Consider the following 13,014-nt stretch of genomic DNA (forward strand, 5'->3'; position numbering starts at 1 on the left):
CCTTGATTGTGCTTGCCGGACTGTCCCATCAACGTCTCGGAGGACTGGCTGTGATGGTGGAGAGGGCCAAAGCAGACGACAGCAGCAAGGCAGGGCGTGCGCCCTCCATGCCGATGGCACGAGATCCTGCCGCTGCGGTGGCCGAGGAATATGAAGCTGCCCGCCGGAAGGGAACGCGGGAGGCCCTTGAGCTCTTCATTGCGCGCCATGGCGATGATCCCCTTGCCGCTCGGGCGCGCGCCGAATTGAAGCGCCTGTCGCGCTGATCTCGCAGACACCGCCCCGAATGCGGCAAGCAGCAAATGGGGTGCTGGGAGAGACTGCCTTGTCGTCGACAGGTCGCAACCTGAAGGCGACTCAAGACACTTAAGACACTCTAGCTCTAAGATCGGGCGTGCGTGAATCAACCGAAGAGTATTCGCGCTGGTTGATTCCGACTAAGGGGAAGTCCGGGCTAAATCAAGTAGCTTGTTGGAGAACTGCCGCAGCGGCCGCGCAAAGTGAAATCAATCGCCATTTCTCGGTACGATCCGATACGAATTGGTTTATGTATCAGCTTCGGGACTTCCCTTTCCATGAGCAACCCGCTGTCCGTTCTGGAAGTCGTATTCCTGCCCTGGTCGACAGACGCGACCTCATTCTGACCAACCGGGTAGCACCTAGCAGCGCTTGGGTTTCCGGACAACACGCACAAGCGCAACGATCTAAGGAGAAGAACATCATCCGAAAATCAAAGGGTGAAAACGATCGGGCCTATCGCATTGCCGTGCGAGATCAGCTAGTCAGGTCTACGCACGGGCGGTCGACTAGGCGGCGGCTCGTTGAGATCGCGCGCCCAAGGAGCACCAGTCGTAACTCTTAGGCCCGAAGAGGCTTTGTCGGAGCCGACACACGATGAAGTAAGGAGGCTTGCCGCGAGGGCAGCCATACCCACCACCAATCGCCGCCCGTAGGCGGGGAGCAATCCGGTCGCTCGAAATGAAGCCACCCTCATTACAAAGCACTTTGCCTGAGTCGGTAGCTCAAAACTATCATGAGAGTGCACGGTGCGTCGAGCTTGGCGGCAGCTTCCTGGACTTGCGCCGGCAGACGAGGTACCGAAGGATTTCGGCTGGTCGGAATGAAAAGCGAAAGCCTTGGGGACGCCGAGTTCCGAGAAACCTGACAATCTACCGCCGCTCGTACAATCCTGATATCGTTTCTTCAACAGCCGTTCGACTTGACGAGTCAAGCTCTCGCTGCTTTTGAAGGCTGAGCGCCAAACGAGGACATGGTTGAAGATGATCCAAAATTGGTTTCTGGCCGTTTTTAGCGGCTGGATGATCGTCGCCTGCCTCTTCGTTGCAATCCTCCTCGATAGTATCTCCGACAGAATGAGAGAACGACGATCTCGCGTCACTTCTTCCCGTCGCAGCAACTTCGGGAAAACATCCGTCCCATGAAACTGTGGCTCCCCACACCCATCATCCTCGCAATAGACAGAAAACATGATCTTGAGCACGCACGCGATCGTCGGCGGAGCGATTGCCAGCCTGGTCCCATTGCACCCGGCAGCCGCGGCGATCGCGGGGTTCGCAAGCCATTTTGCAATTGATGCAATTCCGCACTGGGACTATCCACTTCGCTCGATAAGTCTTGGCAAAGGTGCCGACAATCGCCGCCTCTCCTTCAGTAGCGCGACGCTGACGGATTTCGCAATCATCGGAATCGATACCTGCGCCGGATTTGGCCTTGCGCTCTGGTTGTTCGCGACGGAAACATCGATCTGGGCGATTGCAATCGGCGCGTTCACCGCGATGTTGCCAGACGCGTTGCAATTCGTTCACACGCTCTACCCGCGTGGCCCAGTGCACGTTCTCCAACGCTTTCATTGGTGGATACACTCTAAGCGGGCATTGACGGGAATATTTGGCGTGGGTTCACAGCTCGCATTCGCCGGGGTGGTTGCTGTACTCGCGAGAAGCATCCATTGATCTATCGCACAGGACTCCGCCGGCGTATTCGGTTCGTCCTATGGAGCGGCTTGCAGTATCCGCTATTTCTCCAAAGTGCCGTGCGGCAGCCGCCCAGCACGATCTCGACCAAACTAGCCGGCTCCCCAGCCGGCGAGCCGTACCACCGGGACTGCCGGCGCTATCGCGGCCTTGATTCATGGTTCAGGCGTGTCCACCTATGTTCTTGAATTGGAATGAAATTTGGAGATAACCTCAGCGAATATGTGCCGGCTAATTCGCCGAAACTGAAGCGGACATGATCCTCATTGCAACTTGGTCGGTAAGCTTTGCGCATCGGAGCTGTGAGCATATGGTCAGCCTCCTGGGCCGAAGAGGGCAATCATCCGTCCCTATCGGACGCAATCGCTTTTGTCCCGACCGCTTCGATCAAGCGCAATCCTGAATGAGGGAAGCATGACGTGATGCCGCGCCTGCTCGACGTCAATGAGAAATTTGGCCACGACGCGACGATCATACTAGAGAGCGGAGACGCTTGTTGGATCTCCGTCGGCAAGAAGGGTGTCCTTGTCCGATCTCACAAACATAGCTTTTGGGGCGGATTGTTTGGAAGCCTATTTGGTCCGAAGCTCTACCAAGAGCGGGATATCTACCAGGCACTCTGCGTCGCCCAAGCCCTCTTGGCAACGTTTCGGCCGGTTCCCCAAATTCGATGTAGGGATTCGATGCTTAGAGCCTTCTGCACAGCTGTCTGGCATTGCTCTTCACCCGCACGAGTCAAAACCGTCCTAAATGATCCGACGTTACTCGCAGCGTAACGTTGCTGCGTGCAGAGCGTTGACCAAGTTCATTTCTGCTTGCTCGCCGCGCTTGCAATTTTCTGATCTCACCATATTCCTGAATTATGAGTACGCGTAGAAAAGTCAGTTTAGATCACGACCCCGAGCGGCGGAGAACGCGGTCGAAGGTGCACTGGGGGGTTCCCGCACGTGCCGCAGGCGGCATTGCAAGGGCAGCCGCGCTCTCAGGCGACGAGCGACGGGAAATTGCTAGGAAGGCCGTCCAGGCCCGTTGGGCGAGACACTTGCCGCGGGCGACGCATCAGGGTTCACTTCGATTTGGGGACATCGAGATCGAAGTTGCCGTCCTCGATGACGGGCAGCGCGTAATTACTCACCGTGGCCTTATGATTGGGCTGGGTCGCATCCGGCCCCCCAAAGGGCGTCAATATTATCGGAACGGCGCCAATCTCCCTGGTTTCTTGACCGTCGAGAATTTGAAGCCTTTTATCGGTGAAGATCTCGTTACGATAGCCGGCCAGATCAACTTCCGCACTATGCAGGGCATCAGAGCATTCGGTTACACGCCAAACTTCCTCCGAAAGGTCTGCGATGTCTTTGCGCGCGCCCGAGATGCCGGAGTTCTAAAGGCCTCTCAAAGCACAATTGCCAACCGCGCCGGAATTGTCGCCAAGCAACTTGAACTTTCGAATATGATGCGCCTCCTTGATGAGGCTGCCGGTTACCACGAAGCTCGTGAAACATAGGGTGTAGCACCCCGGGATGATGTCGGCGCGAAGAATGCATGTAAAGGCCTTCGCCCGGTGTTACGCTCTCTCGAGCCAGCAGGGCTACTTGCCCATCCAGACCGGCACCCGCTTGTTGACGACAGCGTCCGTCTCCACCGGAGGATATGGGAGGGCTGCGCGCGGCGCACCGGAGCTGTACGCCCATCCCGACTACGCGACGGCCCCTGCCCGCTCGAAGAACCGCGACGCCCTCATCGCCGAGATCGAAAAGCGCACCGTGATGAGTCGACCGAGACCTGGGTCCGCGAGTTCAATGAGGCCGGCGTGCCCTGCGGGCCGATCTACGCCATCGACCAGATGTTCGAGGACGCGCAGGTCAGGCATCTCGGCATTGCCCAGGACGTGCCGAACGACGAGGGGCGGCGTATCCGCCTGGTCGGTCAGCCCGTAACACTGTCGCGCACGCCGAACAGGATGGTGGCGCGACCGACGGAATTCGGCGAGCAGATCGACGAGGTGCTGGAGGGGTTCGGGTTCGGCACGGACGAGATCGCAAGCTTGACAGAAGCTCGTGTAGTCTGAATGTCTCATAATTGAAGCGAAATCCAAGGCGAGCTCGGAAAAGCATTGCTAGTTATTTATTTAATTCACATCTGTTCGATTTTGTGCCGGGCTGGATCTATGTGATAGGCGTGAGTCTGGCAGTAGGGAGGATTCTCCAACAGCTAGACGGACAATCCCTACCACGAAGAATAGAAGATTAGAGTTCGAATGCCCGACCATATCGAGAACCCGGCTCACGCATCAATCTTATGACGCACTGAATGTCGGGTTCGGTTGGCTCTACTTGGAAGCTATGCAAATTAGATCAGTTTGCAGACAGAGATGGAGGTCGCTCTCCCCTTCTTTTGTACTCCGCCGCAAAACGCCATCCTGCGATATCGCTGCTGGCACCGCACGCATCGCAATGAAGGTCTCTTTCTGCCACTATCCGTCGTCCTCTCGCGAAGGTCGCTCTCGAGGCTTGCTCAAAACATTTTGGGCACACAAGCGGCAACCGCCTAACTTTCCATCGGTCTACGAAACTAAATAGACAATTGAAGACCAGATGCCGAAGACGCTCTTCTCTCATCGTTTGCTCAGTCTACACGTGCTCTATCGTTGGTGGGCGGACGAGTAAGGGAACGCTCGCTGGCTCCTATCAGCGCAGGCTCCCTTAGGATTCGTCAGAACGCTCCGAACGCCTTGCCCATTTGGTTGCAGGTTTTCCGAAGTTCCAAGGCGACCAAATGGAGTCAAACCAGACTTATTCAAGATTCTTGTGCCCTTGCGCCGGGAGAGTCAACGCGAAATCGCCCTCTAGGACTCCGGCCAATTTAGACTGGCAGCTGCGCCCCCGCGGAGGTACGCCAACGCTTGGCTTCGTTCGGTCACTTCATCCTATTCGTCGCTCGGACTATCCCGCGCGGAATAGATACAGAAGCTGATACGCGATCGACCAGATGTTCGAGGACGCGCAGGTCAAGCATCTTGGCATCGCTGAGGAGGTGTCCGAAGGATGAAGGCCGGCATATCCGGAACCAGCCCTTGTAGCTCTCGCGTACGCCTAGCGGATGGTGGCGTGGCCGCCGGAATTCGGCGAGCAGCGGAAGAGGTGCTTGAAGAGACTGGCTTTCGTCGAGGAGATTGCAAGCCTCAAGTCATCTAAGACACTCTAGCTCTACGGCCGGGCGTGCGTAAATCACCCGAAGATTTTCGCGCCATGGTTGATCCCAACTAAAGGGGGTCCGGGTCAAACTGGCACAGCGGCTGCGCAAAGTGTAGTCAATCGCCATTGCTCGGTACGATCCAACACGGGTTGGTATGTGGTATCGGCTTCGGGAGCCCCCTTTCCACGAGCAACCCGTTGTTCGTTCTTAAAGTGGTGGCCCTGCCCTGATCCACAGACGCGGCCTTATTCACTGACCAACCGGGTGGCACCTAGCGCGGCTTGGTTTGGCGGACAACTTGAAGTATTCTCGTAGAATGAACTGGATCGGCGTCGTCTCTGCTTTGGCCCTGGCTACCCTCGCCTTCGGGATCGTGTCCGATTTCCAGATGACACCCTGCCGCGCTGGCTCGCTGTATGCGGTTGTAGGAGCCTGCTCGCCCGATCAGCAGGCTCCCGCTACCAAGTCGTTTGCACAGCGATAGGTGCGACTAGAGTAGACGGTCAAAGTTGTTCTGACCCGGCCGCGTCTTTGTTCGGGAGCAAGCGCATCGGACCCGCGAAGTCAAGGCACCCTAGCATCCCGTGATCGACAATCGTCGACGCTGCAGCGACGTCCCTTCGCGTTTTCAGAGCGAACCAACGCCCCGAGGGGCTTTGCCGCTCCTCTGTCAGCCAATATGGTAGGCCCGCAATCTGTCCCGGAGCCTTTCACGATGTCCTTCCCGCATGCCTCGGAAGCCCTGTCGCGCTTCACCGTGCTCGATCTGACCCGGGTCCGCTCCGGGCCGACCTGCGTGCGACAGCTCGCCGACTGGGGTGCCAACGTCGTCAAGGTCGATGCGCTGACCGAGGATGCCGGCGGCGAGCAGCCTGGCGGGCCGCGGCGCGGTTCCGACTTTCAGAATTTGCATCGCAACAAGCGGGCGATGACGCTGAACCTGAAGGACGAGCGCGGGCTCGCGGTGTTCAAGCGCCTCGCCGCCAAGGCCGACGTCCTGGTCGAGAATTTCCGACCCGACGTGAAGAAGAAGCTCGGCATTGACTACGACAGCCTCGCCGCGATCAACCCGCGCATCGTCTATGGCAGCATCTCCGGCTTCGGCCAGGACGGCCCCTACCACAAGCGGCCGGGCTTCGATCAGATAGCGCAAGGCATGGGCGGGCTGATGTCGATCACCGGCGCGCCGGGCGAAGGCCCGATGCGGGTCGGCATTCCCGTCGCCGACCTCAGTGCCGGCCTGTTTTGCGCGATGGGTATCCTCACCGCCCTGCTCGAGCGCGAGGTCTCGGGCAAAGGCCAGTGGGTGCAGACCTCGCTGCTGCAGGCCCAGATCTTCATGCTCGACTTCCAGGCCGCGCGCTGGCTGATGGAGAAGGAGGTCGCCAAGCAGGCCGGCAACAACCATCCGACCAGCATTCCGACCGGCGTGTTCAAGACTTCCGACGGCTACATCAACATCGCCACCACGGGCGGGCGGATCTGGGAGCGCTGCGCGCAGGCGATCGGCGCGCCGGAGCTCTACAGCCATCCCGACTATGCAACGGCTCCCGCCCGCTCGAAGAATCGCGATGCGCTCAACGCCGAGATCGAGAAGCGTACTGTGACGAAGTCGACCGAGACCTGGGTCCGGGAGCTCAACGAGGCCGGCGTGCCCTGCGGGCCGATCTACGCCATCGACCAGATGTTCGAGGACGCGCAGGTCAAGCATCTCGGCATTGCGAAGGACGTGCCGAACGATGAAGGCCGGCATATCCGCCTGGTGGGCCAGCCCGTGACGCTGTCGCGCACGCCGAGCAGGATGGTGGCGCGGCCGCCGGAATTCGGCGAGCAGACCGATGAAGTGCTGAAGGAGTTCGGGTTCGGGGCAGACGAGATTGCGAAGCTCCGGGACGCCAAGGTGGTGTGAGCGATCCCGGAAACGACAATGCCCGGCGAGATTGCCGGGCATCGAAGGCAGTTCGCGGTGGCAGCTCAGTACTTCGCAACGACGGGCGTTGGGGCGAACGCATAGTTGAAGCCGGCGCGCAGCACATGGTCGTGGAAGCTCACATCCGCCTGGTTGGCGGTTCCCGCAAAGTAGGTCTTGCTGCCGAAATCCATGTAGACATATTCGAGCTTGGCCGACCAGTTGCGGGTGAACTTACGTTCAACGCCGGCGCCAACCGTCCAGCCGACCCTGGTATCGGTGCTGCTCGCCCCCGGCCCGATCGGAAAGGCGAACCCGCCGAGCGGCGTCGTGCCGCCCAGACCCGGTCCGAAAACCTGGATGCCAAGGGTGGTCGCAGACGAATATTTGAACTCGCCGACGGCAAGACCGCCAGTCGCGTACCAGAGGGTCTGCGGATCCGACAGGATGCCGACGCGGCCGCGGAAGGTTGCGAACCACTGCAGATCGTAGGACAGGTTTGCGGTGAGCGTCGCAATGGAGTTGAAGTCGGTGCCGATTGGAAGACCGATGATATTCGAGCCATAGCGCGCGCTGGTCGTGGTCACCGTCCGCGACGACCGCTCACCGGACCACTGAATGTCGCCCTCGAGGCCGACGACCCATTTCGGATCGACCTGCCAATTATAGCCCAGCTGTCCGCCGGCCAGCCAACCGTCGACATTCTGGCCGAACGAGCCGAACTGGATGGTCGGGAATGGCAATGCGATCGGCGCCACCGTGGTCTCCGCCCTGCCCCAACTGTATCCGGCGTTCAATCCGGCGTAGAAGCCCGTCCAACTCCAGACCGGATCGACGACGGCTGGGGCCTTCACGTAGGGCTTCGAAGCCAGATCAGCGGCCAGTGCGCTGCTCGCGACCAGCGAAGCAGCCACAATTCCCATTACAACCTGCTTCATTGCAATGCCCCCATCAGAAAGTTAAGAAATCTACGGGAAGGATAAGCGCCAAGTCCGGCCCAGTCTGTCGCGCAGCAGCAACATCTGGAAACAATCACAAGGCGTCAGCGACCGGACGGTGACGACACATTAAAACCAAGGCGCTGATAGAATTCAACTTTTCGTTGCGCCGCCGTTTTCCCCCGCGGCCTTCGGGCCAATACGGCCGAGCAGGCCGTCGATCACCGGCCAGAACAGCAGCAGAATCGCCAGGGTCGTGATCGAGCCGACCAGGCCGTTCGACCAGAACACCTTCAGGGTGCCGCCTGAGCCGATCATCGAAAGGCGGAAGGCATCCTCGGCACGGTTGCCGAGCACGAGCGCCAGGGTGAACGGCGCCAGCGGAATGCCGATCTTCTTGAAGACGTAACCGACCACGCCGAAGCCCAGCATCAGCCAGATGTCGAACATCGCGTTCTGGATGGCATAGGCGCCGATCGCGCAGGACACCACGATCATCGGCGCCACCGCCGCGAACGGTACGCGCAGGATCGAGGCGAAGATCGGCACCGTCGTCAGCACCAGCACGAGGCCGACGACGTTGCCGAGATACATCGAGGCGATCAGGCCCCAGACGAAATCCTTGTGCTCGACGAACAGCAGCGGCCCCGGATTGAGACCCCACACCATCAGCCCGCCGAGCAGGATCGCGGCCGTGCCCGAGCCGGGAATGCCGAGCGCCAGCATCGGCAGCAGCGCCGAGGTGCCGGAGGCATGCGCCGCCGTCTCCGGCGCGAACACGCCCTCGATGCGGCCCTTGCCAAAACTCTCGGGCTCCTTGGCGAAACGTTTTGCCAGATTGTAGCCCATGAAGGAGGCCGCGATCGCACCGCCCGGGGTGATGCCGAGCCAGCAACCGATGAAAGAGGAGCGCAGCAGCGTCACCCAGTATTTCGGCAGATCCTTCCAGACGCCGAGCACGACGCGCAGCGAGATGCTAGCCGCATGCCCGCGCAGCGCAAGGCGCTCCTCCATCGTCAGCAGGATCTCGCTGATGCCGAACAGGCCGATGACGGCGACCAGGAAGTTGATGCCGCGCAAGAGCTCCGGCGAGCCGAAGGTCATGCGCAGACTGCCGGACACCGTATCCATGCCGATGCCGGCCAGCAGCAGGCCCAGCGACATCGAGATGACGGTCTTGTGCTTGGCTTCGCGCCCGAGGCCGACGAAGGAGCAGAAGGTGAGGAGATACACCGCAAAGAACTCGGGCGGGCCGAACTTCAGCGCAAAGGACGAGATCATCGGCGCGAGGAAGGTGATCAGGAGCACCGCGACCAGCGAGCCGACGAAGGAGGAGGTGAACGCCGCAGTCAGCGCCTCCGCCGCCCTGCCCTGCTGCGCCATCGGATAGCCGTCGAAAGTGGTCGCGACCGACCAGGCTTCGCCCGGGATGTTGAACAGGATCGAGGTGATGGCACCACCGAACAACGCGCCCCAATAGATGCAGGACAGCATCACGATGGCCGAGGTCGGGTCCATCGTGAAGGTCAGCGGCAACAGGATCGCAACGCCGTTGGGGCCGCCGAGCCCGGGCAGCACGCCGACGAAGATGCCGAGCACCAGCCCGACCATCATCAGCACGAGCGTCTTCCACGTCAGCAGGACGGCAAAGCCGTGGAGCAGGAGACCGAGAGCTTCCATCGCGCGCGGCTCCGCTTAGCGGCCGAGGGCCGCTTCGAGCGGCCCCTTCGGCATGATGACGTCGAAGGCGACATCGAAGGTGACGAACATGATCGCCGTGAACGCGAACGCGGTGAGCAGCGACTTCCACAACGCGATCCGGCCAACCAGCCGCATGAAGCCCGCGATCAGGAGAAAGCTCGCGACATAGAGGCCAAGGAACTGCGTCGCCAGGCAGAACAGCAGCGTCGGCACGAACACCGCCAGCACGCGGCGGCCTTGCGCGCGCGCGATGAAGGTTCCGGGCGAGACGCGCCGCGCCAGCAGCGCGGCGATCAGACCGTAGAGGCTGCCGCCGGCGAGTATGACGGACAGATAGAACGGGAAATAGCCGGGCTCCGGCCCGGTCGCATCCCAGGACGCGCCGGTGCGCCAATTGTCGTAGCCGAGCGTGACCGCGAGCGCGAGCAGCAGCAGGCAGACGACGATCTCGATCGTGCCGGAAGAGACGACGGAAGGGGAATCGTCTTCGGGCGCGGTAGGATCCTCGACGACGATTTCGATATCGGTTTGGGACATGGGCTCAGATGCGAGGCTGGGGATTGTGCATCTCTCCCCGTGCTGACGGGGAGAGGCAGAGGCCGGATCCGCGGCCGTTTTCTAGAACGCCGAAGCGAAGCTTCGGCTATGGCAAAGCGCCGGGTGAGAGGCTCTCTCTGCGAGCTCAACTCGTGGAGAGAGCCCCTCACCCTGCCCTCTCCCCGTAAGAACGGGGCGAGGGAGAAGAGAGAGCTACTTCGCGACGAAACCGGCTTCCGTCATCAGCTGCTTGTTCAGCGCATCGTCCTCCTCGAGGAACTGCACCATGTCCTTGCCGGTGAGGAAGATCGGCTTCAAGGCCTGCTTCTCCATGTAGTCCTTGTACTCCGCGGTCTGCGTCACCTTGTGAAACAGATCGACGTAGAATGCCTGCTGCTCCGGCGTGACCTTGCCGGGCAGGAACATCGCGCGCAGCATCAGATATTGCACGTCGACGCCCTCCTCCTTGCAGGTCGGGATGTCGGCCCAGGACTGGGTGTCGGTCACCTTGGTCGTATAGGCAATGCGCTCCCTGTCGAATACGCAGAGCGGACGCACCTGGCCGGCGCGCCAGACTTCGAGATTTTCGGATGGGTTGTTGACGTTGGCTTCGGTGTGGTTGCCGACCAGCTGGGTGGCGGCCTCGCCGCCGGATTTGTAGGGCAGATAGGAGAATTTCGCGCCGGTCTTCTGCTCCAGGAACACGGTGAGCACGTGGTCCTCGCGCTTGGAGCCGGTGCCGCCCATCTTGAACGGCGCGCTCGCAGCCTTGGCGGCCGCGACGAAGTCCTTCAACGTCTTGGGGCCCGCGCTGTTGTCCCACAGCACGAACTGGTCGAGCGCCACCACGGAGACCGGCGTCAGCTCGCGCCAGTTGAACGGGATCTTCGCCGACAGCGGCAGCATGTAGATCAGCGAATAGGCGATCAGCACCTTGTTGGGATCGCCCTCGCTGGACTTCATGTACATCAGCGCTTCCGCGCCGGAGGCGCCGCCCTTGAGCGAGACCACCATCGGCTGCTTCATCAGATTGTTCTTCTGGATCGCGGCCTGCATCATCCGGGCCATCTGGTCGGAGGCGCCACCCGCGCCCGCCGCCACCACGATCTCCACCGGTTTCGTCGGCTCCCAGCCCGCAACAGCCGGCGCGCCACAAAGCGCGGTTGCAAGCGCGATTGCGGCCTTCATTCCATGTCCCACGTGCGTCTTCCCTATCTTCTTGTTTACATTGGAAATTCAGCGATGAACTCGGCCCATTGTGCTGGCGAATCCGGCCGAGTTCAAGCCATCCCGCGTCAATCCCGGTTATGACTTTGGAATAAGACAAGTCACGCGCTATACGAGCTGCAAGGGAGCTGGTCCTATCGGAGGCGAAGGGTAGATCAATGATCTTCTTGGGCCTAAAGATCTTGGGCCCTCAGCCGTTCGCCTTTCTGAGTTTGCGAAATGTACTTGAAGTGCTGAAGTGATGCCGCGCCTCCTCTACATCAATGAGAAATTTGGCCATGACGCAACGATCATCCTCGACAGCGGGGACGCCTGTTGGGTCTCTGTTGGCAGCAGGGGCGTCTTGGTACGCTCTCACAAGCACAGCTTCTGGGGTGGATTGTTGGGAAGCCTGCTTGGTCTGAAGCTCTATCAGGAGCGGGATGTCTACCGCGCACTCAGTGTGGCTCAAGCTCTCGCCGCGACGTTTCGGCCGGTTCCACAAATTCAATGCAGAGACGTGATCCTCAAGGCATTCTGCACAGCGGTCTGGCACAGCTCTTCACCCGCACGTGTTAAGGACGTTTTGAACGACCCGGCTCTGCTCGAAGGGTAACATTACTAGCCGCAAGCACGGCTCCTAACAGGCATTCTGTTTCGTCTGTGCTTGCAATTTCGTTTTCCAACCATATTCCTGAAAATATGAGTACCAGTAGAAAACTGACTTTGAACCACGGCCACGAGCGGAAGAGAACGCGGTGGAAAGTGAAGTGGGGAGTTCCCGCCCGAGCCGCTGGCGGCACAGCTAGAGCAGCCGCGCTATCCGGTGACGAGCGAAGGGAGATTGCGCGGAAGGCCGCCAAGGCCCGTTGGGCGAGACACTTGCCGCAAGCGACGCATGAAGGCGTCATCCGGTTTAGCGGCATCGAGATTGAGGTTGCCGTTCTCAATGACGGACAGCGCCTGGTGACTCAGAGTGGCTTCATGGTGGGCCTAGGTCGCATTCGCCCCCCCAAGGGACGTCAGTATTACAGGAGCGGCGCCAATCTCCCTGCTTTTTTGACAGTGCAGAACCTAAAGCCCTTTATCGGCGAAGAGTTGGTTATGATGGCTAACCAGATCGAATTTCGTACCAAGCAGGGCTTTAAGGCATTCGGGTACGCGGCGAACTTCCTGCCGGAGGTCTGCGATGTCTTTGCGCGCGCCCAACGAGCCGGAGTCCTAAGGGCCGTTCAGCGCAACGTTGCTCACCGCGCCGGAATTATCGCCGAGCAGCTTCAACGCTCATGCACTATGCGCCTCATAGATGAAGCTACGGGTTACCAAGAAACTCGCGAGACGTAGACGGGCCGGGATGGATGTCGGGCGCGAGGAATGAATCAAAAGCTCCCCTCACATATTCCGACCCTGCAATATCAATCTAGGACGGGGATTTATTAGTGCCGGGCCATAGCGACATTGCTGGAGAACTGCTCAACTCGATTGCGAACACAACAAATTACTAAAGCAGATCGGTTCATAGAGCGAAAGCAGT

General features: G+C 60.0%; 9 protein-coding genes and 2 pseudogenes. 7 read left to right on the plus strand and 4 right to left on the minus strand.

The window, feature by feature from the left end; translation table 11 throughout:
• Nucleotides 1-1,487: 1,487 nt before the first annotated feature.
• From I6F33_RS25055 to I6F33_RS25075, 5 genes and pseudogenes are all read left to right on the plus strand, one after another.
• Nucleotides 1,488-1,973, plus strand: a complete 486-nt coding sequence (locus I6F33_RS25055; protein ID WP_225144436.1) for a hypothetical protein — start codon at nucleotides 1,488-1,490, stop codon at nucleotides 1,971-1,973.
• A gap of 1,063 nt (nucleotides 1,974-3,036) precedes the next feature.
• Nucleotides 3,037-3,498, plus strand: coding sequence for a hypothetical protein (locus I6F33_RS25060; RefSeq protein WP_225144437.1), 462 nt, complete (start codon nucleotides 3,037-3,039; stop codon nucleotides 3,496-3,498).
• A 136-nt stretch (nucleotides 3,499-3,634) separates the two neighbouring features.
• Nucleotides 3,635-4,062 (plus strand): annotated as a pseudogene (locus I6F33_RS25065) (CoA transferase); the annotation flags it as partial.
• Nucleotides 4,063-4,967: 905 nt separating this feature from the next.
• Nucleotides 4,968-5,198: pseudogene (locus I6F33_RS25070) on the plus strand (CoA transferase); the annotation flags it as partial.
• 706 nt (nucleotides 5,199-5,904) lie between these two features.
• On the plus strand, nucleotides 5,905-7,098 hold the full coding sequence (locus I6F33_RS25075; RefSeq protein ID WP_225144438.1) for a CaiB/BaiF CoA-transferase family protein: 1,194 nt from the start codon (nucleotides 5,905-5,907) through the stop codon (nucleotides 7,096-7,098).
• 65 nt (nucleotides 7,099-7,163) lie between these two features.
• On the opposite strand, the gene I6F33_RS25080 is transcribed toward I6F33_RS25075, so the two are convergent.
• The 4 genes from I6F33_RS25080 to I6F33_RS25095 form a co-directional block, all read right to left on the minus strand.
• A complete protein-coding gene (locus tag I6F33_RS25080; protein WP_225144439.1) occupies nucleotides 7,164-8,036 on the minus strand; it encodes an outer membrane protein in 873 nt (290 codons plus the stop codon).
• Nucleotides 8,037-8,189: 153 nt separating this feature from the next.
• Nucleotides 8,190-9,716 carry a tripartite tricarboxylate transporter permease gene (locus I6F33_RS25085; protein ID WP_225144440.1) on the minus strand — a complete coding sequence of 509 codons (1,527 nt, stop codon included), beginning with the start codon at nucleotides 9,714-9,716 and terminating at the stop codon, nucleotides 8,190-8,192.
• 15 nt (nucleotides 9,717-9,731) lie between these two features.
• Nucleotides 9,732-10,274: a tripartite tricarboxylate transporter TctB family protein gene (locus I6F33_RS25090; protein WP_225136984.1), complete on the minus strand. Its 543-nt coding sequence runs from the start codon at nucleotides 10,272-10,274 to the stop codon at nucleotides 9,732-9,734.
• A gap of 213 nt (nucleotides 10,275-10,487) precedes the next feature.
• Complete coding sequence (locus I6F33_RS25095; protein WP_225136986.1) at nucleotides 10,488-11,462, minus strand: tripartite tricarboxylate transporter substrate binding protein; 975 nt, start codon at nucleotides 11,460-11,462, stop codon at nucleotides 10,488-10,490.
• A 280-nt stretch (nucleotides 11,463-11,742) separates the two neighbouring features.
• On the opposite strand from I6F33_RS25095, the gene I6F33_RS25100 reads away from it, so the two are divergent.
• Together I6F33_RS25100 and I6F33_RS25105 are read left to right on the plus strand one after the other, a co-directional pair.
• The gene (locus tag I6F33_RS25100; protein WP_036043883.1) at nucleotides 11,743-12,096 is read left to right on the plus strand and encodes a hypothetical protein; all 354 of its coding nucleotides are present in this window, start codon (nucleotides 11,743-11,745) and stop codon (nucleotides 12,094-12,096) included.
• A gap of 266 nt (nucleotides 12,097-12,362) precedes the next feature.
• Nucleotides 12,363-12,824, plus strand: a complete 462-nt coding sequence (locus I6F33_RS25105; RefSeq protein WP_225136987.1) for a hypothetical protein — start codon at nucleotides 12,363-12,365, stop codon at nucleotides 12,822-12,824.
• Nucleotides 12,825-13,014 lie beyond the last annotated feature (190 nt).

Origin of the sequence: Bradyrhizobium sp. BRP20 (assembly GCF_020194215.1) — a bacterium.
Taxonomy (GTDB): domain Bacteria; phylum Pseudomonadota; class Alphaproteobacteria; order Rhizobiales; family Xanthobacteraceae; genus Bradyrhizobium; species Bradyrhizobium yuanmingense.

Excerpts from the sequence above, each read along its gene's own strand:
- I6F33_RS25055 (WP_225144436.1), top strand. The coding sequence starts at position 1,488 with ATGATCTTGAGCACGCACGCGATCGTCGGCGGAGCGATTGCCAGCCTG.
- I6F33_RS25075 (WP_225144438.1), top strand. The coding sequence starts at position 5,905 with ATGTCCTTCCCGCATGCCTCGGAAGCCCTGTCGCGCTTCACCGTGCTC.
- I6F33_RS25080 (WP_225144439.1), bottom strand. The coding sequence starts at position 8,036 with ATGAAGCAGGTTGTAATGGGAATTGTGGCTGCTTCGCTGGTCGCGAGC.
- I6F33_RS25085 (WP_225144440.1), bottom strand. The coding sequence starts at position 9,716 with ATGGAAGCTCTCGGTCTCCTGCTCCACGGCTTTGCCGTCCTGCTGACG.
- I6F33_RS25090 (WP_225136984.1), bottom strand. The coding sequence starts at position 10,274 with ATGTCCCAAACCGATATCGAAATCGTCGTCGAGGATCCTACCGCGCCC.
- I6F33_RS25095 (WP_225136986.1), bottom strand. The coding sequence starts at position 11,462 with ATGAAGGCCGCAATCGCGCTTGCAACCGCGCTTTGTGGCGCGCCGGCT.
- I6F33_RS25100 (WP_036043883.1), top strand. The coding sequence starts at position 11,743 with ATGCCGCGCCTCCTCTACATCAATGAGAAATTTGGCCATGACGCAACG.